The 21,129-nt window shown below is 64.0% G+C and carries 16 protein-coding genes and 1 pseudogene; 4 read left to right on the top strand and 13 right to left on the bottom strand.

What is annotated here, in order from left to right; genetic code table 11:
* Positions 1-79 precede the first annotated feature (79 nt).
* The 10 genes from ACFSNN_RS21955 to rpsB all read right to left on the bottom strand — a co-directional run bounded on the left by ACFSNN_RS21955 (position 80) and on the right by rpsB (position 10,747).
* Positions 80-601 carry an OmpH/Skp family outer membrane protein gene (locus ACFSNN_RS21955; RefSeq protein ID WP_181916899.1) on the bottom strand — a complete coding sequence of 174 codons (522 nt, stop codon included), beginning with the start codon at positions 599-601 and terminating at the stop codon, positions 80-82.
* A gap of 61 nt (positions 602-662) precedes the next feature.
* Entirely contained in the window at positions 663-2,975 is a 2,313-nt protein-coding gene (bamA, locus tag ACFSNN_RS21950; protein WP_012433440.1) for an outer membrane protein assembly factor BamA, read from the bottom strand.
* A gap of 67 nt (positions 2,976-3,042) precedes the next feature.
* Positions 3,043-4,428, bottom strand: coding sequence for an RIP metalloprotease RseP (gene rseP / locus ACFSNN_RS21945; protein WP_134455713.1), 1,386 nt, complete (start codon positions 4,426-4,428; stop codon positions 3,043-3,045).
* A gap of 7 nt (positions 4,429-4,435) precedes the next feature.
* The gene (locus tag ACFSNN_RS21940) at positions 4,436-5,641 is read right to left on the bottom strand and encodes a 1-deoxy-D-xylulose-5-phosphate reductoisomerase (protein WP_134455712.1); all 1,206 of its coding nucleotides are present in this window, start codon (positions 5,639-5,641) and stop codon (positions 4,436-4,438) included.
* Positions 5,642-5,651: 10 nt separating this feature from the next.
* Positions 5,652-6,473 carry a phosphatidate cytidylyltransferase gene (locus tag ACFSNN_RS21935; RefSeq protein ID WP_134455711.1) on the bottom strand — a complete coding sequence of 274 codons (822 nt, stop codon included), beginning with the start codon at positions 6,471-6,473 and terminating at the stop codon, positions 5,652-5,654.
* The gene (gene uppS / locus ACFSNN_RS21930) at positions 6,467-7,249 is read right to left on the bottom strand and encodes a polyprenyl diphosphate synthase (protein ID WP_106279635.1); all 783 of its coding nucleotides are present in this window, start codon (positions 7,247-7,249) and stop codon (positions 6,467-6,469) included. Before uppS ends, ACFSNN_RS21935 begins: the two co-directional genes overlap by 7 nt.
* A 64-nt stretch (positions 7,250-7,313) precedes the next feature.
* A complete protein-coding gene (gene frr / locus ACFSNN_RS21925; protein ID WP_012433445.1) occupies positions 7,314-7,874 on the bottom strand; it encodes a ribosome recycling factor in 561 nt (186 codons plus the stop codon).
* Positions 7,875-7,974: 100 nt separating this feature from the next.
* On the bottom strand, positions 7,975-8,688 hold the full coding sequence (pyrH, locus tag ACFSNN_RS21920; RefSeq protein WP_012433446.1) for a UMP kinase: 714 nt from the start codon (positions 8,686-8,688) through the stop codon (positions 7,975-7,977).
* Between the two features lie 219 nt (positions 8,689-8,907).
* Positions 8,908-9,789 carry a translation elongation factor Ts gene (gene tsf, locus ACFSNN_RS21915; protein ID WP_134455710.1) on the bottom strand — a complete coding sequence of 294 codons (882 nt, stop codon included), beginning with the start codon at positions 9,787-9,789 and terminating at the stop codon, positions 8,908-8,910.
* Positions 9,790-9,994: 205 nt separating this feature from the next.
* Positions 9,995-10,747 carry a 30S ribosomal protein S2 gene (rpsB, locus tag ACFSNN_RS21910; protein ID WP_012433448.1) on the bottom strand — a complete coding sequence of 251 codons (753 nt, stop codon included), beginning with the start codon at positions 10,745-10,747 and terminating at the stop codon, positions 9,995-9,997.
* A 465-nt stretch (positions 10,748-11,212) separates the two neighbouring features.
* On the opposite strand from rpsB, the gene map reads away from it, so the two are divergent.
* The 4 genes and pseudogenes from map to ACFSNN_RS41370 all read left to right on the top strand — a co-directional run.
* Positions 11,213-12,022, top strand: a complete 810-nt coding sequence (gene map / locus ACFSNN_RS21905) for a type I methionyl aminopeptidase (RefSeq protein ID WP_134455709.1) — start codon at positions 11,213-11,215, stop codon at positions 12,020-12,022.
* Between the two features lie 30 nt (positions 12,023-12,052).
* Positions 12,053-14,632 carry a [protein-PII] uridylyltransferase gene (locus tag ACFSNN_RS21900; RefSeq protein ID WP_134455708.1) on the top strand — a complete coding sequence of 860 codons (2,580 nt, stop codon included), beginning with the start codon at positions 12,053-12,055 and terminating at the stop codon, positions 14,630-14,632.
* 642 nt (positions 14,633-15,274) lie between these two features.
* Positions 15,275-16,201 (top strand): hypothetical protein, encoded by a 927-nt coding sequence (locus ACFSNN_RS41375; RefSeq protein WP_409348786.1) that lies wholly within the window; start codon positions 15,275-15,277, stop codon positions 16,199-16,201.
* A pseudogene (locus ACFSNN_RS41370) lies at positions 16,177-16,932 on the top strand (pseudouridine synthase); the annotation flags it as partial. The gene ACFSNN_RS41375 and the pseudogene ACFSNN_RS41370, both read left to right, overlap by 25 nt.
* A gap of 124 nt (positions 16,933-17,056) precedes the next feature.
* Here ACFSNN_RS41370 and def read toward each other — a convergent pair.
* From def to ACFSNN_RS21880, 3 genes are all read right to left on the bottom strand, one after another.
* A complete protein-coding gene (gene def / locus ACFSNN_RS21890; protein ID WP_012433453.1) occupies positions 17,057-17,590 on the bottom strand; it encodes a peptide deformylase in 534 nt (177 codons plus the stop codon).
* Positions 17,587-19,653 carry an NAD-dependent DNA ligase LigA gene (gene ligA / locus ACFSNN_RS21885; RefSeq protein ID WP_134455706.1) on the bottom strand — a complete coding sequence of 689 codons (2,067 nt, stop codon included), beginning with the start codon at positions 19,651-19,653 and terminating at the stop codon, positions 17,587-17,589. Before ligA ends, def begins: the two co-directional genes overlap by 4 nt.
* A gap of 190 nt (positions 19,654-19,843) precedes the next feature.
* Positions 19,844-21,124: a cell division protein ZipA C-terminal FtsZ-binding domain-containing protein gene (locus ACFSNN_RS21880; protein ID WP_134455705.1), complete on the bottom strand. Its 1,281-nt coding sequence runs from the start codon at positions 21,122-21,124 to the stop codon at positions 19,844-19,846.
* Positions 21,125-21,129: the final 5 nt, after the last annotated feature.

The following is a 21,129-nucleotide window of genomic DNA, read 5'->3' as shown; positions in this document are numbered from 1 at the left end:
TGTCTCCTGTGTCGATGGTTACTGCGCTCAGTCCACCGCGCCTGATTGACTATCGGGCCCTTCGGCCCGGCACCCGCGTTCAGTTACCCGACGCCGCCAAGGCTTTGAGCACCTGATCGGTAATATCGATGCGCGGGCTCACGTACACCGCTTCCTGGACGATCAGATCGTAGTGCTGCGCCTCGGCGATCTGCTTGATCACCTTGTTGGCGCGGTCGAGCACCGCCGCCAGTTCTTCGTTGCGGCGCTGATTCAGATCCTCGCGAAACTCGCGTTGCTTGCGCTGGAAGTCCGTGTCCAGTTGCGACAGATCGCGCTGCTTCTGCGCGCGGTCGGCGGGCGACATGGACGCACCGTTCTTGTCGAGCGAATCGGACATCGACTTCAGCTTCTGCGCCATGTCGGCAAGGTCCTTGTCACGCTTGGCGAATTCGGCCTCGAGTTTGACCTGCGCGGCCTTCGCGGCAGCGGATTCGCGCAGGATGCGGTCGGAATTCACCGCCGCGATCCTCGCCTCCTGCCCATGCGCGACCCCGACACCCAAGGTCATTGCCAGCGCCAGTGCGCACGCCACACGTTTCGAAAACATACCGGTTAACAAAGTCATCCTCTCGATACTGTAGTTTGGCCGGGCCGGCCGCCGGGCGCCTTCCGCCGCCCGATCAGAATGCCGTCCCGATCTGGAACTGGAATTTCTGGTACTGGTCGCCGGTGTGCTTCACAAGCGGGAAGCCCAGGCTCAGTTTCAGCGGGCCGATAGGGGAAATCCATGCAAGGCCGATACCGTAGCCGTAGCGCAGACCGTTCGCGCCGGTCGACGTAGCGGCGCTGCTTGCATCCGCCCAGACGTTACCGGCGTCGAGGAACGTGAACACACGCAGCGTTCGATCGTAACCGGTGCCAGGCAACGGGAACGTCAACTCGATGTTACCCACGAGCAGTTTCGAGCCGCCAATCGGGTCGTTCGTCGTTGCATCGCGCGGGCCCAGCGAACTCGGCTCGTAGCCACGCACCGAACCGATACCGCCGGCGTAGTAGTTCTTGAAAATCGGATATGGCTTGCCGCCCATACCCTTGCCGTAGCCACCCTGGAAGTTAAAGCCGAGCACGAAACCGCGCGCAAACGAGTAATAGTACTGCGCGTTGATGTCGGCCTTGTAGTACTGCGTACTGCCGATCGGCGTACCGTATTCCGCGTTGGCCTGCGCGAAGTAGCCGCGGCTCGGCACCAGCGCGCTGTCACGCGCGTCGCGCGACCAGCCTACCGTGATCGGCACGTTGTTCGACACGCGGCCGAAGTCCTGCACGTACTGCCGGTAGGACGCCGGCGTGTTCGCGTCGACATCCAGCTGGTTCTGCTCGAGGCCGGCACCGAAGTACACCGTGTCGACTTCCGAAAACGGAATACCGAACTTCAGATCGCCACCGATCGTGACGATCTTGAAGCTCGAGTCCGTCGAGTAGTACAGCGGCTGGTACGTACGGTAGTAGACGTCGGTGATACGCTTGATGCCGTCGACCGTGAAGTACGGGTCGACCTGCGTGACCGTCAATGTACGGTACGTCTTGGCGGTATTCACGTTCACCGAGAGACTCGTGCCCGAACCGAACACGTTGTCTTGCGACACGCCGGCCGAGAGCACCACCTTGTCCGTCGACGAGAAGCCCGCACCCAGCGTGATCGCGCCGGTCGGCTTTTCGGCCACCTTGACGTCCACATCGACCTGGTCCGGCGTGCCTTCCACGGGCACCGTGGTCACGTCGACATCAGTGAAGTAGCCGAGACGGTTGATCCGGTCTTTCGACAGCGCGAGGCGGTTCGAATCGAACCACGAGCTTTCGAGCTGGCGCATTTCGCGGCGCACCACTTCGTCACGCGTACGCGTATTGCCGACCACGTTGATGCGGCGCACATAGACGCGGCGGCTCGGGTCGACCTGCAGCGTCAGGTCGACCTTATGGTTGGCCTGATCGATCTGCGGCTGTGCGTTGACCGTGGCGAACGCGTAGCCGTACTCGCCCAGCTTGTCGACGATAGCCTTGGTCGTGGCCTGCAGCTTTTCAGCCGAGAAGCGGTCGCCCGGTTTGATCTTGATAAGCTTGGCCAGCTCCGGCTCGCGGTCGAGCAGATTGCCCGCCAGCTTGATATTCGAAATCGTGTACGGCTCGCCTTCGTGCAGCGTGACCGTCAGATACATGTCCTTCTTGTCCGGCGTGATCGACACCTGGGTCGACTCGATGTTGAACTCGAGATAGCCGCGATTCAGGTAGTAAGAGCGGACGTTCTCGAGGTCGCCGGTCAGCTTGTCTTTCGCGTACAGGTCGTTCTTCGTGTACCACGAGAACCAGTTCGGCGTGGACAACTGCATTTCGTCGCGCAGCGTGCCCGTGCTGAACGCCTTGTTGCCGATGAAGTTGATCTGGCGGATCTTCGCGCTCGGACCTTCGGCCACCGCGAACAGCACCGACACGCGATTGCGGTCGATCGGCGTGATCGTGGTGGTGACTTCAGCGGCGTAGTAGCCGCGCGTCAGATACTGGCGCTTCAGTTCCTGTTCGGCCTTGTCGACCAGCGCCTTGTCGTAATAACGGCCTTGCGACAAACCCACGGCGCGCAGCGCCTTGGTCAGGTTTTCCTTGTCGAACTCATGAATGCCGGCGAAGTCGATCGTGCCGATGGCCGGACGTTCCAGCACCTGCACGATGACGACGTTGCCTTCGGTCGCGATCTTGACGTCGTTGAAGAAGCCCGTGGCATACAGGGCGCGAATGGCCTCCGATGCCTTGTCGTCGCTGAAGGTGTCGCCTTGCTTGATGGGCAGATAGGCAAACACGGTACCAGGTTCGACGCGTTGCAATCCCTCGATCCGGATGTCTTGCACCACGAAGGGCGTCGTTGCGTGAGCAACCAGCCCATGCGCGGCGAATGCCGCGGCTATAACCGTCTTTGGAACAAAGCGATGAGGTTTAAACAACGTGCTTCCCCAGTGTGTATAGCTGCATCAGGTCGGGCGGTCGCCATCGTGAACGCCGCCGAACACTTTAAAAATGGATTAAACGAGCCAGATCGTTGAACAGCGCGATCGCCGACAATGCGACGATGCAGGCGAGACCCGCCCTCTGAAAAACGAGTTGCCAGCGATCGGAGACAACTTTACCGGTCACAGCTTCAACCAAATAATATAACAGATGACCCCCGTCCAATACCGGAATTGGTAACAGGTTCAGTACACCAAGGCTAATACTGACAAGGGCCAGGAACGACAGGAATGCAGAAGGACCTAGACGTGCGCTCTTTCCTGCGTAATCGGCGATCGTGACCGGACCGGAAAGATTTTTCAGCGATGCCTCGCCTACGATCATCCTGCCGAACATGCGCACCGAGTAAACCGCAAGATCCCACGTACGGCGCGCACCCAACTGGAGGCTTTCAATCGGGCCGTAACGCACGTCGATCGACGGCACCTGCGTGGCCAGTTCCGCGCCGATGCGGCCGATCTGCTGCCCGGTCGTTTCATCGCGCTGTGCCTGCGGCACGATGTTCACGTCTTCGAGCTTGCCCGCCGCCTTGCCGCCGCGCTCGACCTGCAGCGTAACCGCTTTGCCGGCGTGCGATTTTACATAAGCGATGAAGGCCGTGGCGTTATCGGTGGGAATACCGTCGACGGCACGCAGACGATCGCCCGCGGCAAGACCCGCCTTTTGCGCCGCGCTACCCGGCTGCACACCCGCGACCGTCAGCTTGCCACCGCCCGGTTCGAAACCGAGATGCGACATGAAGTCGTCGTCGACATCTTTTTCCGTGAGGCCGCGCAGATCGAGCTGGAAATCCGAGGTCCCGTGCGCGTCTTTTGCACTCAGCACGACACGCTTGTGATCGAATGCCGCACCGAGGAGTTTCCAGCGCAGGTCGGACCACGAACGCACCGGCTCGGATTCGCCGGCGTTCTCGGCACGCACGGCAACGATCGTTTCACCGCCGTCGAAGCCGGCAACAGCCGCGGGCGTATTCGGAGCCGGCGCCGCGACCACCGCCGCCGGCTCCGTCACGCCGGTGGCGAAGACGAGCGCGAACAGCACGATGGCCAGCAGGAAGTTCGCGACCGGACCGGCCGCGACAATCGCAAAACGGCGCCACACGGACTGCCGGTTGAACGCGTGCGGCAGTGCTTCGGCGGGAATCGGTTCGGCGCCCGTTTCGCGCTCGTCGAGCATCTTCACGTAGCCGCCGAGCGGCAGCGCGGCAATGGTCCATTCGGTGCCCGTCTTCGGACTCACCCACTGGAACAGCGGCTTGCCGAAGCCGATCGAAAAGCGCAGCACCTTGACGCCGCACAGGCGTGCCACGCTGTAGTGTCCATATTCGTGGACGACCACGAGTACGCCAATCGCGACCGCGAAGGCGAGCAGTTCGATCAGCAGATTCATGAGCGCCTCACTGGACGGCGCGTTCCGTGCGACGGGCGCCGTCGGGCAGACGCGCGATGAATTCGGCAGCGGCGCGACGCGCGGCGGCATCGGCTTCGATCACGTCTTCGAGCGCGTGTGCGCTGCGGTTCGGCAACGCGTTGAGCACGGCGTCGACCACCTGGGCAATCGCCATGAAACCGATCTGGCGCGCGAGGAACGCTTCAACCGCGATCTCGTTTGCGGCGTTCAGTGCCGCGCTTGCCAGGCCGCCTTCGGCCAGCGCCTTCACCGCCAGCGCCAGACACGGAAAGCGCGTGTAATCCGGCTTTTCGAACGAAAGGGACGCGACCTGCAGCAGGTCGAGTTGCGCCACGCCCGAATCGACGCGATCCGGAAACGCCAGCGCGTGCGCGATCGGCGTGCGCATGTCGGGATTGCCGAGTTGCGCGAGCACCGAGCCGTCGGCGTAGGACACCATCGAATGGATCACGCTTTGCGGATGAATCAGCACCTCGATGCGCTCGCCCGGCAGATTGAACAGCCAGTGCGCCTCGATCACTTCGAGGCCCTTGTTCATCATAGTGGCCGAGTCGACCGAAATCTTGCGGCCCATGACCCAGTTCGGGTGCTTACAGGCTTCGTCCGGCGTGACGTCGACGAGCGTGGCCGGCTCGCGCGTGCGGAACGGGCCGCCCGACGCGGTCAGAATGATCTTGGAGACGCCGCCGTGCAGCGCGGCTTCGCGCGGCAGGCATTGGAAAATCGCGTTGTGTTCGCTGTCGACCGGCAGCAGCACGGCGCCGTTGTCGCGCACCGCGTCCATGAAGATCGCGCCGGACATGACCAGCGCTTCCTTGTTGGCGAGCAGGATGCGCTTGCCGGCGCGCGCGGCCGCAAGGCTCGGCGCGAGGCCGGCCGCACCGACGATAGCCGCTACCACCGTATCGCAGCCGTCGCTCTTCGACACGTCGACGAGCGCCTGCGGTCCGTACGTGACCTCGGTCTTGCAACCCGCCTCGCGCAGTTTCGCCGCGACGTTCGCGGCCGTGTCGGCGTCGCCGACCACCGCGACTTCAGGCTGAAAGCGCAGGCATTGCTCGACGAGCTTGTCGCCGTTGCGATGCGCGGTGAGCGCATAAACCGAAAAGCGCTCGGGATGACGCGCGACGACGTCGAGCGTGCTGTCTCCAATCGAGCCCGTGGAACCGAGCAATGTCAGACGTTTTTGCATATCTCTTTCTCTAGCCGAGCAGCAGCATGGCAAGCGGCAGCACCGGCAACAAGGCATCGATGCGGTCGAGCACGCCGCCGTGCCCCGGCAACAGGCCGCTTGAATCTTTCACACCGGCCTGGCGTTTCATCATCGATTCGAACAGGTCGCCCACCACGCTGAATGCCACCAGCAGGGTCAGCGCGAGCAGCGTGCGCACGGCGCCCCAATGCGCCAGCAGCGCAGAATACAGGGTCGGCTCGAACGCATGCAAAAAGACCGCCGCCGCCGCGACGATCATCACCACCAGCCAGCCGCCGATCGCGCCCTCCCAAGTCTTTCCCGGACTGATGGCAGGCGCCAGCTTGTGTTTTCCGAACGCTTTTCCAGAGAAGTATGCGCCGATATCGGCCAGCCATACCAACAGCAGTAGCGACAGCACGAACGGCACGCCCTGCGTGCGCGCGGCGACGAGAGCATGCCAGCACGCGACGAATACCACAATGCCGGCGAGAAACAGGAAGGGACGCCAGACGCCCTGCGCAAGCGTGGGCTTGCGCAGCAGCACGAACGGTCCGGCGATCACCCAGAAAATGGCGGCCGCTTCAAAGAGCGGCCTGGCTTGTTCGATGCCGGTACCGAGACGCGTGCTGGCCACCAGCGCCACTGCGGCGATCAGCGCGTAAATGACCGGGCCCGCGCCGCCCAGCTTGAGCAGGCGCGCCCACTCCCACGCGGCGAACACGACGACAAAAGCGATCAGCGCGCCGAACGCGCCCACGGGTGCGAACAACGTGACCGGCAGGAACACTGCCAGCAGGATGATCGCCGTGATGACACGGGTTTTTAGCATGGAAGCGAATCGACGTTTTGCGATTGCGGCTCGAGTTGAGCACTGGTGCGGCCGAAGCGGCGTTCGCGCTCCGCGTACGAAGCGATGGCGTGGCCGAGCGCGTCGGCGTCGAAGTCCGGCCAGAACGTGTCGGTGAAGTAGAACTCGGTGTAGGCGAGCTGCCACAGCAGGAAGTTGCTGACGCGGCGCTCGCCGCCGGTGCGGATGAAGAGGTCCGGCTCCGGCGCATAAGCCATGGAGAGGTGTTCGGCGAACGAGTCTTCGGTCACCTCGACCGCCTTGCCCGCCAGCGCCGACTGTTCGGCGAGCTTGCGGGTGGCCTGCATGATGTCCCAGCGGCCGCCGTAGTTCGCGGCGATCGTGAGCGTGAGGCGGGTATTGCGCGCGGTCTTGGTCTCCGCGCGCTTGATCAAGTCGCGGATACGCGTATCGAAGCGCGCCAGATCGCCCACCACGCGCAAACGGATACCGTTCGCATGCAGCTTGCCGATCTCGCGCTCCAGCGCGGTTACGAACAGACGCATCAGGAACGAGACTTCCTCGTTCGGACGGCGCCAGTTTTCCGAGCTGAAGGCGAACAGCGTCAAATATTCGACACCCTGACGGGCGCACGCCTCGACGGCCGCGCGCACCGCGTCGACGCCGCGCGTATGGCCCGCCACGCGCGGCAAGCGCCGCTGGGTGGCCCAACGGCCGTTGCCGTCCATGATGATCGCGATATGTCGCGGCACCGCGGCGACATCAGGCACGCGCACGGTTGAGCTGGTATAGGTCATGGCCGTCGGGACAGTGACTGCAAATAAAAGAAGTGGAGAACGTGAGCAGCTGAGCCGGCCGGCCTCAGACCGTCATGATCTCGGCTTCTTTCGTCACGACGAGCTTGTCGATCTCGGCGACGAACTTGTCCGTCAGCTTCTGAACGTCGTCACCCGCGCGACGCTCGTCGTCTTCCGAAATTTCTTTGTCTTTCACGAGCTTCTTCAGTTGCTCGTTGGCGTCACGGCGCAAGTTGCGCACCGCCACCTTGGCCGTTTCCGCTTCGCTCTTGACCACTTTGGTCAGTTCGCGGCGGCGTTCTTCGGTCAGCGCGGGCATTGGCACGCGGATCACGTCGCCTTGCGTGGCCGGGTTCAAACCCAGGTCCGATTCGCGGATCGCCTTTTCGACGACCTGCACCATCTTCTTTTCCCACGGCTGCACGCCGATCGTGCGCGCGTCGATCAGCGTCAGATTCGCGACTTGCGAAATCGGCACCGGCGAACCGTAGTAATCGCACTGGATGTGATCGAGCAGGCCCGTGTGTGCACGGCCCGTGCGGATCTTCGACAGGTCGTTCTTGAACGCGTCGATGGAGCGCTGCATCTTTTGTTCAGCGCCCTTCCTGATATCAGCCACAGACATTTTTAAACCTCCGAACCTTCAAAACGGTGCGAGCCGGCCAGCGCGCGCAAGATGCGGCGGCCCGGGCTCGCGCTAAAGCCCACGTTATGTGAACGAGAGTTTACACGTGGACGAGGGTACCCTCGTCATCACCTTGTACGATGCGCTTGAGCGCGCCCGGTTTGACGATCGAAAACACCCGGATCGGCAGCTTCTGGTCGCGGCACAGCGCGAACGCCGTGGCGTCCATTACCTGCAGATTGCGGCCGATCGCCTCGTCGAAGCTAATCGTGGTGTAACGCGTCGCGCTCGGATCTTTCTTCGGGTCGGCGGAATAAACGCCGTCTACCTTGGTTGCTTTCAGCACGACTTCCGCGCCGATTTCCGAGCCGCGCAGTGCGGCGGCCGTGTCGGTCGTGAAGAACGGGTTGCCGGTGCCGGCCGCGAAAATCACGACTTTGCCTTCTTCGAGCTGACGAATCGCGCGGGGCCGGATGTACGGTTCGACCACCTGATCCATGCGCAGCGCCGATTGCACGCGCGCCTCGATGCCGGCGTGGCGCATGGCATCCTGCAGCGCCAGCGCGTTCATCATGGTGGCCAGCATGCCCATGTAGTCGGCCGTGGCGCGATCCATACCCGCCGCGCCGCCCGCGACGCCGCGGAAAATATTGCCGCCGCCGATCACCACGGCCAACTGCGTTCCGAGACGGACCACTTCGGCCACGTCCGCCACCATTCGTTCGATGGTCGCGCGGTTGATGCCAAAGGCATCGTCGCCCATCAGAGCTTCACCGGAGAGTTTGAGCAGGACGCGTTTATAGGCAGTGGGCATAGAGGTATCCAGATCGCGCAGAACAGGGCAACAACAAGGGACTAATGTAGGGGTGAAATGCTGATTCGGGCAAGCGTCGCCAAATTGACGAACCCTGGAGTTCGCTGGCGGCGTGCGCCACGAGGGTCAACCCGCGCGCAGCCTTGCGACGCTGCCGACCGCGGCAAAGTCTTGCTCCGCCGCGGGTACAACGATATTGCAGTGAAGCTTACGTGATACTTATTGTTGCTTTGCAGCAGCGACTTGCGCGGCGACTTCAGCTGCGAAATCGTCCTGCTTCTTCTCGATGCCTTCTCCGACCACGAACAGCGCGAACTTCTGCACGCTCGAATTGCCAGCCTTCAGCATCTGTTCGATCGTCTGCTTGTCGTTTTTAACGAACGTCTGGTTCAGCAGCGACACTTCCTTCAGGTACTTCTGCACGCTGCCGTCGACCATCTTGGCGACGATTTCAGCCGGCTTGCCCGATTCGGCGGCCTTCTGTTCAGCAATGCTGCGTTCCTTGGCGATCAGGTCCGCCGGCACGTCGTCCGACGACAGCGAAACCGGCTTCATCGCGGCGATGTGCATTGCCACGTCCTTGCCGACCTGCTCGTCCGCGCCGGTGTACTCGACCAGCACGCCGATACGCGTGCCGTGCAGGTACGCTGCCAGCTTGTTCGAGGTTTCGAAGCGCACGAAACGGCGGATCGACAGGTTTTCACCGATCTTGCCAACCAGTGCCAGACGCACTGCGTCGACCGTCGAGCCTTCCAGCGGCAGTGCCGCCAGCGCGGCGACGTCAGCCGGGTTTTGCGTGGCGACCAGCTCGGCGACCTGCTTCGAGAAAGCCAGGAAGTCGTCGTTCTTCGAAACGAAGTCGGTTTCGCAGTTCAGCTCGACCAGCGAACCCGCGTTGCCGCCGATGAACGAGGCAACCACGCCTTCAGCCGTCACGCGCGATGCTGCCTTGCTGGCCTTGTTGCCCAGCTTCACGCGCAGCAGCTCTTCAGCGCGCGCCATGTCGCCGTCGGCTTCCGTCAGCGCCTTCTTGCATTCCATCATCGGCGCGTCGGTCTTTGCGCGCAGTTCTGCAACCATGCTTGCGGTAATTGCCGCCATCATTTGCTCCTTGAGTTCCGTCTGTCACACGCCGCCCGGACTTCGATGCCGGCGGCAAGAATTCGTTTCAGCATTCCGCGTATTTTTTACGGAGAACGCCTCGAGCGCTGCTTCGGACACTGTCGGCAGCGCCCCACTACAATGTCGCGGCTTAAAAAAAGGGGGCCTGTAGAAAGCCCCCTTTTTTGCCGGACACGGGGCAGCTTTACGCTTCCGAGTTGACCTCGACGAACTCGTCGCCGTCGCCACCACGTGCAGCTTGCACCACTTCGTTGACCGCGTTGGCACGGCCTTCGACGATCGCGTCAGCCACGCCAGCCGTGTACAGAGCGACAGCCTTCGAGGCGTCGTCGTTACCCGGGATCACGTAGTCGATGCCTTCCGGCGAGTGGTTCGTGTCGACCACGGCGATAACCGGAATGCCGAGCTTGTTCGCTTCGGTCACGGCAATCTTGTGGTAGCCGACGTCGACCACGAAAATCGCGTCCGGAATGCCGCCCATGTCTTTCACACCGCCGATCGACTTGACCAGCTTGGCCATTTCGCGTTCGAACAGGAGCGCTTCCTTCTTGCTCATGCGTTCGGTTTCGCCTGCTTCCAGCGCTGCTTCCATGTCCTTCAGGCGCTTGATCGAGACCTTCAGCGTCTTGAAGTTGGTCAGCATGCCGCCGAGCCAGCGCGCGTTGACGAACGGCATGCCGGCGCGTTGTGCTTCTTCAGCGATCGTGTCGCGCGATTGACGCTTCGTGCCGACGAACAGGATCGTGCCGCGATTGGCTGCCAGTTGACGCGCGTACTTCAGCGCGTCGTTGTACATCGGCAGCGTCTTTTCGAGGTTGATGATGTGAATCTTGTTGCGATGACCGAAAATGAAGGGGGCCATCTTCGGGTTCCAGAAGCGCGTTTGGTGACCGAAGTGGACACCGGCTTCCAGCATTTGACGCATGGTAACTGCCATGAAAATCTCCGCGAGGGTTGGGTCTTAAGCCGGCTGCCGTATCGGCCACGCTGCCATCTTCTCTGGCTGAACGCGACGGACACCCTGGGTGCGCCGGCTTGCGAGTCTGCTGCCTTTGTTGCCTTGTGCTGCCTTTTTTATGCTTCTGCTTTCGCTTCTGCATTACCTCATGGCGCAGGCAACCGGCGCCATGAGAAGCCAATCCTGCCGCTTTTGTTGCCCGAATGGACAAATAATGCAAGACAGAGATCGACTTAGCCAAAGATTATAGCACGCGACTATGGCACGACTCAACCTGCCCGGTAGCCCTGTTTATGACCGGCGGGTTGCACCCGCGCGAGCGCCGACCGCCTTGAACGAGCCCGCACGGGACTCCGCGAAAGCCACCGGCCCGGTCGCAAAAGCCTGCGGCGGCGGAAATATGGTGCGATAATCCTGCAATAAATCGCATTTCAGGCCCGACTCATGGCTATTACGCTCAAAAACGAACACGATATCGCGCAGATGCGCGTCGCCTGCAAACTGGCGAGCGAAGTGCTCGACTACATTACTCCGTTCGTCACCGCCGGCGTCACGACCGGCGAACTCGACCGTCTGTGTCACGAATACATGCTGAAGGAACAGGGCACGGTGCCAGCGCCGCTGAACTATCAGCCGCCCGGTTATCCGCCCTACCCGAAGGCCACCTGCATTTCCGTCAACGACGTGATCTGCCACGGCATTCCCGGCGACAAGACGCTGAAGAACGGCGACGCGCTCAATATCGACGTCACCGTCATCAAGGAAGGCTATTTCGGCGACACCAGCCGCATGTTCATTGTCGGCGAAGGCTCGATCATGGCGAAGCGGCTCGTGCAGACCACCTTCGAATGCATGTGGCTCGGCATCGACCAGGTGCGCCCGGGCGCGCATCTCGGCGACATCGGCTACGCGATCCAGAAACATGCGGAAGGCCAGGGCTACAGCGTGGTGCGCGAATACTGCGGCCACGGCATCGGCACGGTATTCCACGAAGACCCGCAAATCCTGCACTACGGCCGCCCCGGCACCGGGCTCGAACTGCAAACCGGCATGATCTTCACGATCGAACCGATGATCAACGCCGGCCGCCGCGACATTCGCACCATGCCGGACCAGTGGACCGTCAAAACCAAAGACCGCAGCCTGTCGGCGCAGTGGGAACATACCATCCTCGTCACCGAAACCGGCTACGACGTGCTGACCGTGTCCGCCGGCACGCCCGCGCGCCCGCCGGTCGTCGCGGCCACGGCCTGACCCGCTTCCCACCTCTGCGCCTCCCTGCCAATGAGTAGTGTTCCAGCCGTCGCCCAATCCCCTGCCACGTCGCTCAAGGCGGAGTACAAAGTGGCCAAAGCCCAACTGCTGGAACGCTTCCGGACGGCCACCAACGTCGACGCGTTGATGGCCTCGCTGGCGCGCGCCACCGACGACTCCTTGCGCGCGGCCTGGAACACCTGCGAACTGCCGCCCGAGCTGGCGCTAGTGGCCGTGGGCGGTTACGGGCGCGGCGAACTGGCGCCGCATTCCGACATCGACATCCTGGTCCTGCTGCCGGACGCGCCGATCGAGCATCTCGAAGCGCGCATCGAACGCTTTATCAGCCTCGCCTGGGATTTGGGGCTGGAGCTCGGCAGCAGCGTGCGCAGCGTGTCGCAATGTCTCGAAGAGGCCGCCAACGACGTCACGGTGCGCACCTCGCTGCTCGAGGCACGGCGCATTACCGGCAGCGCCGAGCTGTTCGACGACTTCGCGAAGCGCTACCGCGAGGCGCTTGACCCAAAAGCCTTCTTCCAAGCCAAAGTCCTGGAAATGCGCCAGCGCCACGCGAAGTTCCAGGACACGCCCTACTCGCTCGAACCCAATATCAAGGAAAGCCCGGGAGGCCTGCGCGACCTGCAACTGATCCTGTGGATCACCCAGGCGGCTGGTTTCGGCAGCAGCTGGCGTGAACTCGAGGCACGCGGCCTGATCACCGAGCGCGAGGCGCGCGAACTGCGCCGCAACGAGAGTTTCCTGAAAGCGTTGCGAGCCCGGCTGCATGTGATCGCCGGGCGTCGTCAGGACATCATGGTGTTCGATCTGCAAACGGCGGTGGCCGAGAGCTTCGGCTACAAGCCGACCGCGACCAAGCGCGCGAGCGAACAGCTCATGCGTCGCTACTACTGGTCCGCCAAAGCGGTCACGCAGCTCGCCACGATCCTGATCCAGAACATCGAAGCGCAGCTCTTCCCCAGCACGAGCGGCATTACGCGCGTGCTGTCGGACCGCTTCGTCGAAAAGCAGGGCATGCTGGAAATCGCCAGCGACGACGTGTTCCAGCGCGAACCGAACGCGATTCTCGAGGCCTTCCTGCTGTACGAGCAGACGCCCGGGGTGAAAGGCCTGTCGGCGCGCACGCTGCGCGCGATCTACAACGCCCGCGACGTAATGGACCAGCACTGGCGCCGCGATCCGGAAAACGGGCGGCTCTTCATGGCCATCCTGAAGCAGCCGGCCGGCATTACCCATGCGTTGCGCCTGATGAACCAGACCAGCGTGCTGGGGCGTTACCTGCTGAACTTCCGGCGCATCGTCGGACAGATGCAGCACGATCTGTATCACGTCTACACCGTCGACCAGCACATTCTGATGGTGCTGCGCAATCTGCGCCGCTTCGCGGTGGCCGAACACGCGCACGAATATCCGTTCTGCAGCCAGTTGATCGCCAACTTCGACCGGCCATGGGTGCTATACGTCGCGGCACTGTTTCACGACATCGCCAAAGGCCGCGGCGGTGACCATTCCACGCTCGGCATGGCCGACGCGCGGCGCTTTTGCCGCAATCACGGCATCACGGGCGAAGACGGCGAACTGGTCGTGTGGCTAGTTCAGCAACATCTGACCATGAGCCAGGTCGCGCAAAAGCAGGACACGAGCGACCCGGAAGTGATCAAGCGGTTCGCCGAACTGGTCGGCACCGAGCGACGCCTCACGGCGCTCTATCTGCTGACCGTCGCAGACATTCGCGGCACCAGTCCGAAAGTCTGGAACACGTGGAAAGGCAAGCTGCTGGAAGACCTGTACCGCGCCACGCTCGCAGTGCTCGGCGGCGCGCGGCCGGATGCGCATTCGGAGCTGAAGTCGCGTCAGGAAGAAGCGCTCGCGCTGCTGCGCCTCGAAACCGTGCCGGAAGGCGCGCAGAAGGCGCTGTGGGACAAGCTCGACATCGGCTATTTCCTGCGGCATGACGCGGCGGATATCGCGTGGCAAACACGTGTGCTCTACCGCCACGTTGAAACGCCGACGCCGATCGTGCGGGCCCGTCCGTCGCCGATCGGCGAGGCGCTTCAGGTGCTCGTGTACGTGAAGGACCAGCCCGATCTGTTCGCCGGCATTTGCGCGTATTTCGACCGCAACGGCCTGTCGGTGCTCGATGCGCGGGTCAGCACGACCCGTCACGGGTACGCGCTCGATAATTTCCTCGTCGCGCATACCGAAGAAGACGTGCATTATCGCGATATTGCCAATCTGGTCGAACAGGAACTGACCGCCCGCCTTACCGGTGACGGCACCCTGCTTCCGGGACCGTCGAAAGGCCGTTTGTCGCGGCTGTCGCGGACCTTCCCTGTGACCCCGCGCGTTGATCTTCGGGCCGACGAGCGCGGCCAATATTACATCCTGTCCGTGTCGGCGAACGACCGGCCAGGCCTTCTTTATTCGATCGCGCGTGTGCTGGCCGAGCATCGGGTCGGCGTCGCTTCGGCGCGGATCAATACGCTCGGCGAACGCGTCGAAGACGTGTTCCTGCTGGATGGACACGGTCTGTCGGACAACCGCCTGCAAATTCAGGTCGAGACCGAACTGCTGCGCGCGATCGCAGTGTGAGATTTCATGCGAGTCAAATTAACAGCCAAGCACCCGCGGCCGGCTTCGTCCGAACGCGCCCCTGTCCGTACCGGTAGCACGTCGGCGCGCAAGCCGACGCGCCCGGCGGGACCCAGGCCGGCGACGCCGGCTCCTGGCGGGGCGCGAGGTGAACGCGCCGGCGCAACCGGCGGCGGCAAGCGGCCGGCGGCTGCTGGCAAGCCGGCCGCCGGTGCGCGTCCTGCAAGGGCTGAAGGGTCGTTTTCGCGCGATCGGGACGCCGCTGGCGCCCCGCGCGCGACGTCGGACCGACCGCCGCGTCGGTTCGAAGGCGGCGGCGAGCGTGCTCCGCGCCGGGATGATGGTGAGCGTGCTCCGCGCCGGTTTGAAGGCGGCGATGAGCGTAGCGAACGCGCGCCGCGCCGCGCCGAGGGAGAACGGGCGCCGCGCAAGTTTGAAGGAAGCGGCGACCGTGCCCCGCGTCGGGACGATGCGGAACGCGCGCCGCGCCGGTTTGAAGGTGGTGGCGACCGTACCGATCGCGCGCCACGTCGTTTCGAAGGCGCGGGCGATCGTGGTGAACGGACGCCCCGCCGGTTCGAAGGCGGTGGTGATCGCGGTGAGCGCGCACCGNNCGGGCGCCGGGCCGGTTCGAAGGCGGCGGTGATCGCGCCGATCGCGCACCGCGCCGGTTTGAAGGCGCGGGCGATCGTGGTGAACGGGCGCCGGGCCGGTTCGAAGGCGGTGGTGATCGCACCGAGCGCGCACCGCGCCGGTTCGAAGGCGCAGGCGATCGTTCCGAACGTGCTCCACGTCGCTTTGAAAGCAGTTCAGATCGCAGCGAGCGCGCACCGCGCCGTTTCGAAGGCACGGCCGACCGCAATGACCGCGCGCTGCGTCGTGAAACCGGTGACCGGGCAGAACGCGCACCCCGTCGCTTCGAAGGCAGCACGGATCGCAGCGAACGTGCACCGCGCAGCTTCGGCGATCGCGCCCCGCGCCGCGACGACGGCGAACGCCGTCCGTTCAGCGGAGCGCGTCCGGGCGCAGGCCGTCCGTCGGAAGGCGGTCCGCGTGGCGAGCGGCCGGAACGCCGTGACCGCGACGCATCCGACCGTCCGCGTTTCAGCAGCGACCGTGGCGCGCCGCAAGACCGCCGCGGCGGCGAACGCGGGCCGCGCAGCGATAGCGCGCCGCGCCGCTTCGAAGGCGAGCGCGGTTCATCCGAACGCGGCGAACGCAGCTTCGCCAAGCCCGTTAAAGCCGGCTTCAGCGACCGCGCCGACCGCCCGGCACGCGCTCCGCGCGACGAGCGTGGCGAACGCGCCCCGGCCAAACGCGAATTCGGCGACCGCCCGGCGCGCAGCGCTGAGCGCAATGAACGCACCGAGCGTGGCGAGCGCCCGGCCCGCAGCTTCGACAAGACGCTGCCGGCCGCCGGCCGCCGTTTCGGCGACGACCGTCCCGCGCATGCCGACAAGCCGCGTGGCGCGGCCCGAGCCGAGCGCGACAGCGAAATCGATGCCGCTCCGCGCACGCCGCGTCGCGATTACGAAGACGCGCCAGGCATGCTGCGCCTGTCCAAGCTGATGTCCGAACTCGGCATGTGCTCACGCCGCGAAGCCGACGAGTGGATCGAGAAAGGTTGGGTGATGGTGGACGGCGAGCGCATCGACACGCTCGGCACCAAAGTCCGTCCGGACCAGCGCATCGAAATCGACCCCGCCGCCGAGGCCGCGCAGATGAGCCAGGTGACGGTGCTGATCCATAAGCCGGTGGGCCTGGTCTCAGGTCAGGCGGAGGACGGCTATCAGCCGGCCATCACGCTGGTCACGCCGGAAAATCGCTGGGAAGGTGATCACGCGGACATCCGCTTCTCCGTCGCGCATTTGCGCCAGCTCGCGCCGGCCGGCCGCCTGGACATCGATTCGACGGGCCTGCTGGTGCTGACGCAAGACGGCCGGATCGCCAAGCAACTGATCGGCGGTCATTCTGAGATCGACAAGGAATATCTGGTGCGCGTGGCTTTCGGCGAGCACACCACCGACGTCGAAAGCCACTTCCCGCCCGAAAGCCTTGAACTGCTATGCCACGGCCTGTCGCTCGACGACGTGCCGCTGAAGCCCGCGCAAGTAAACTGGCAGAACGGCGAGCAATTGCGTTTCGTGCTGCGCGAGGGCAAGAAGCGCCAGATTCGCCGCATGTGCGAACTGGTCGGCCTCGAAGTGATCGGCCTGAAGCGCGTGCGTATGGGCCGTGTGATGCTGGGGGCGCTGCCGCCGGGCCAATGGCGTTATCTGTCGCCGGACGAGTCGTTCTAAACCCGCTTCGGGCTGACCGACGCCTCAACAAAAAACCCACGCATTTCGCGTGGGTTTTTTTATCCCTGCGCTGCGCCAGGCCGAAGATGCCAGCGCCGCAGTGCCCGAAGCAGCACAAGCCGCCTCAATCGTCGCTATTAGGATCCATATCCGGAAACAGCACTTCCGTGAAGCCGAACTTCGCGAAGTCGTTGATCCGCATCGGATACAGCTTGCCGATCAGGTGATCGCACTCGTGCTGCACGACGCGCGCGTGAAAGCCCTCGGCGACACGGTCAATCGGCTTGCCGTACTGATCGAAGCCGTGGTACTTGATCATCGAAAAGCGGCTCACCGCGCCGCGCAGCCCCGGCACGGACAGGCAGCCCTCCCAGCCCTCTTCCATATCCAGCGAGACCGGCGTGATGGTCGGATTGATCAGCACCGTTTCCGGCACCGGCGGCGCGTCCGGATAGCGCTCGTTGTGCCCGAAGCCGAAGATCACCACCTGCAGATTCACGCCGATCTGCGGCGCGGCAAGGCCCGCGCCGTTCGCGTCGTGCATGGTCTCGAACATGTCTTTGACGAGCTCATGCAGCTCGGGCGTGTCGAAGTGATCGACCGGATCGGCAATGCGCAAAAGGCGCGGATCGCCCATCTTGAGAATTTCGCGGATCATAACTGCCCCTCCAGGAGCTTACGCATACCATCTTCGTCGAGTACGGGAACGCCGAGTTCCTCAGCTTTCGCCAGCTTGCTGCCCGCGTCGGCGCCCGCCACCACATAGTCCGTTTTCTTTGATACGGAGCCGGCCACTTTCGCGCCGGCCGCTTCCAGCATTTCCTTCGCCTCTTCGCGAGCAAGGCTAGGCAAGGTGCCGGTCAGTACGACCGTCTTGCCGGCCAGCACGCCTTGCGGCGCCTTCGGCGCCGGCGGGCCTTCGGGCCACGTGACCTTGCCCGGCGCGCGCAACTGCTCGATCACCGTGCGGTTGTGCTCCTCGGCGAAGAACTGATGGATCGATTCCGCGACCACCGGCCCTACGTCGTTGACTTCCAGCAAGGCTTCGACCGAAGCGTCCATGATCGGATCGAGCGAGCCGAAGTGCTTGGCGAGATCTTTCGCCGTGGATTCGCCCACGTGCCGGATGCCGAGCGCGTAGATGAAGCGCGCCAACGTGGTGTGCTTGGCCTTTTCGAGCGAGTCGAGCAGATTCTGCGCGGACTTTTCGGCAAAGCGGTCAAGTTCGGCGAGCGTCGCAAAACCGACGTTGAACAGATCGGCCGGCGTGCGCACGAGGTTCTGTTCGACCAGCTGGTCGATGATTTTTTCGCCGAGGCCGTCGATATCCAGCGCGCGCCGCTGCGCGAAATGCCAGAGCGCCTGCTTGCGTTGCGCGGGACAAAACAGGCCGCCGGTACAGCGCGCGATCGCCTCGTCCGGCAGGCGCTCGATGCTCGAACCGCACACCGGGCACTGCGCGGGCATCACGAATTCACGGGCATCGGAAGGACGCCGGTCGAGCAGCGCGCTCACCACTTCGGGAATCACGTCGCCGGCGCGCCGCACGATCACCGTGTCGCCGATGCGGATATCCTTGCGGCGCACTTCGTCTTCGTTGTGCAGCGTGGCATTCGTGACCGTCGCGCCGCCGACGAACACCGGCTCCAGCCGCGCCACCGGCGTAATCGCACCGGTCCGGCCGACCTGCACGTCGATCGCGACGAGTTTGGTCAGCGCTTCCTGCGCGGGGAATTTGTGCGCCAACGCGAAGCGCGGCGCGCGCGACACGAAGCCGAGCGCATCCTGCTCATCGCGCCGGTTGACCTTATAGACCACGCCGTCGATGTCATACGGCAGCTTCTCGCGCTTCTCGCCGACGCCGTGGAAAAAGCCCAGCAAGCCCTCGGCGCCCTGCATCACTGCCCGCTCGCTATTCACGGGCAAGCCGAGTTCCTTGTACCAGTCGAGCAGTTCGCTATGCGTGGCCGGCATCTCCAAGCCTTCGAGCACGCCAATGCCATAAGCAAAAAACGACAGCGGCCGCTGCGCGGTGATCTTCGAATCGAGCTGCCGCAAACTCCCCGCCGCGGCGTTGCGCGGGTTGGCGAATTCCTTCTGTTCAGCGGCCCGCTGGCGTTCGTTCAGCCGCTCGAAATCGCGCTTGAACATCAGCACTTCGCCGCGCACGTCGAGCACGTGCGGCACGCGTTTGCCCTTCAGCTTGAGCGGAATGGAGCGAATCGTACGGACGTTTTCGGTGACGTTCTCGCCGGTCGTGCCGTCGCCGCGCGTGGAGGCTTGCACGAACACGCCGTCGACGTAACGCAGCGAGATGGCGAGGCCGTCGAATTTCAGCTCGGCCGCATAGTCGACCGGCACCGGCGGCTCGCTCGCGTTCTTGCCGAGCGCGTCGCCGACGCGCTTGTCGAACGCGACGATGTCTTCGTCGGCGAAACCGTTGTTCAGCGACAGCATGGGCTGGTCGTGCACGACCGGCTCGAAGCCGCTCGCCGCCTCGCCGCCCACGCGCTGGGTGGGCGAATCCGGCACGATCAGATCCGGATGCTCCGTTTCGATGCGCTCCAGCTCCTTGAACAGCTTGTCGTATTCCGCGTCGGGCAGGTCCGGCTGGTCGAGCACGTAGTACGCGTAGTTGGCGCGTTCGAGTTCCGCGCGCAGCCACGCGGCACGCTCTGCCGGGGCGCTGGTTGCGGGATGTGAGGCGGAGGTTCGGGCCATGCTGTCGGAAGGTTCGTCAGTGAAGTTCAGACGTTGGATTATCGCAGGAAGCGTGCCCCTTTACATCGGCCGAATGGCCAGTTTAGGCGCGTTGTCCGCCCGGTCGAACGCAGAGTATGAAGCCGCGGCCTGAAACGACGACGGCCGCACATCGTGCGGCCGTCGGAGATAACGATAAAACGTAGAAACTTTACTGGCTGAACAACCGCCGCGTGGCCGGCGAGCCTGCCGGAATGCCCGCCTGTTCGAGCTTCGCGTAGAGCGTCATCAACTGTTTCTCGATGGCGAGCAGTGCGGTTTCCGGCAACGGACGGCGGCCGTCGTCGACCACCCGCCCGCCGATGCGCTCGGCCAACGATTTCGCGTAGTCGCACATCAGACGGAACGGCAGAATGTCTTCATCGGCCACCGGCACGTCGAGCACCAGCGTGATCATCTGGCCGCCCTTGTAGGTGAGGTCGTCGCGCAGGAAGTTGGTGTCGCCGAATTGCAGCATGAACACCGGGCTTTGCTTCGAGTCGAGTTTGACGAAACGCGTGCCGTCGCGCGAAAGCAGCAGGCCGTCTTGCGACGCGACCGCCTGCACGTAGTTGGCCGACCATGGCGCGCCATCGGAGAGCACGTTGATCGACAACTGCGCGTCGCACTGCGCGGCAAAGCCGTCGAGCTCGCGCGCCATCGCCACGGTTTCGAGCATGTCCGGGAATTCCGGCGACGCATCCAGCGCGTCGGCGAACTGCTGCACGCCGGTCACGAACTCGGAAAACTCCAGTTCGTTGAGGGCGCCGCTGCGATTGGCCAGTTGCGCGGCCGCGCGCAGTTCTTCGTAGCGTGCGCCGTTTTGCAGCAGCTCCCACGCGCCGCCTTCGAGCTTGCCCTCGATATGCACCGGCTTGCTGCCCGCGCGGCGCAGACGCTGCGCGAGCGGAATCACCTTGTCGCCCGCGACCGGACCGTTCAAACGGATCGGCACGATGCAGTCGATGCGGCGATCGACGATAGCCGGCGGCGCCGACGAGATCGTCGTGGCGGCGGGCAGAATCGGTTCGACGGGTTCGCCGGACTGGCGGACTTGCGCGCTCTCGGCGCTCGCGTCGCGTTCGGCTTCGGCCACGCCCTCGGCTTCCGGATAGCCGTTCGGTGTGGTCGTCTCGGCCTGAATATCGGCCGCCGTGTCGAGCGGCGCCGTGCCGGCCGCCTGGCCGCCGAACGTTGGTTCGACGCGCGCCGCCGCGGGTTGCTCCGCGGCTTCGGCGCCCACTACCGGCTCACGGCGCGTGGTCGGCCGGGCCGGTTCGATGAACGGGCTCTGTTCCTCCTGATCGTCCCGCGCGAGATTCTCGGCGGCTTCGGCCGGCATCGGCCGCGGCATCTTGCGGCGCACCTTCGCGCTCTGCCACGCGTTGTACACGACCACGCCCCCGACCACCACGGCACCCGCGCCGATCAAACCGAGTGTCAACTCGTCCATGCATG

Origin of the sequence: Paraburkholderia dipogonis, assembly GCF_042680985.1 — a bacterium.
Lineage (GTDB): Bacteria > Pseudomonadota > Gammaproteobacteria > Burkholderiales > Burkholderiaceae > Paraburkholderia > Paraburkholderia phytofirmans.
Note: the sequence above shows the minus strand (reverse complement) of the source record. Positions and strands in the feature narration are given on the sequence as shown.

What these genes read in the sequence shown, in the direction of transcription:
- rseP (WP_134455713.1), bottom strand. Translation starts at nt 4,428, where the DNA reads ATGAATCTGCTGATCGAACTGCTCGCCTTCGCGGTCGCGATTGGCGTA.
- ACFSNN_RS21940 (WP_134455712.1), bottom strand. Translation starts at nt 5,641, where the DNA reads ATGCAAAAACGTCTGACATTGCTCGGTTCCACGGGCTCGATTGGAGAC.
- ACFSNN_RS21935 (WP_134455711.1), bottom strand. Translation starts at nt 6,473, where the DNA reads ATGCTAAAAACCCGTGTCATCACGGCGATCATCCTGCTGGCAGTGTTC.
- uppS (WP_106279635.1), bottom strand. Translation starts at nt 7,249, where the DNA reads ATGACCTATACCAGCTCAACCGTGCGCGTGCCTGATGTCGCCGCGGTG.
- frr (WP_012433445.1), bottom strand. Translation starts at nt 7,874, where the DNA reads ATGTCTGTGGCTGATATCAGGAAGGGCGCTGAACAAAAGATGCAGCGC.
- pyrH (WP_012433446.1), bottom strand. Translation starts at nt 8,688, where the DNA reads ATGCCCACTGCCTATAAACGCGTCCTGCTCAAACTCTCCGGTGAAGCT.
- tsf (WP_134455710.1), bottom strand. Translation starts at nt 9,789, where the DNA reads ATGGCGGCAATTACCGCAAGCATGGTTGCAGAACTGCGCGCAAAGACC.
- rpsB (WP_012433448.1), bottom strand. Translation starts at nt 10,747, where the DNA reads ATGGCAGTTACCATGCGTCAAATGCTGGAAGCCGGTGTCCACTTCGGT.
- map (WP_134455709.1), top strand. Translation starts at nt 11,213, where the DNA reads ATGGCTATTACGCTCAAAAACGAACACGATATCGCGCAGATGCGCGTC.
- ACFSNN_RS21900 (WP_134455708.1), top strand. Translation starts at nt 12,053, where the DNA reads ATGAGTAGTGTTCCAGCCGTCGCCCAATCCCCTGCCACGTCGCTCAAG.
- def (WP_012433453.1), bottom strand. Translation starts at nt 17,590, where the DNA reads ATGATCCGCGAAATTCTCAAGATGGGCGATCCGCGCCTTTTGCGCATT.
- ligA (WP_134455706.1), bottom strand. Translation starts at nt 19,653, where the DNA reads ATGGCCCGAACCTCCGCCTCACATCCCGCAACCAGCGCCCCGGCAGAG.
- ACFSNN_RS21880 (WP_134455705.1), bottom strand. Translation starts at nt 21,124, where the DNA reads ATGGACGAGTTGACACTCGGTTTGATCGGCGCGGGTGCCGTGGTGGTC.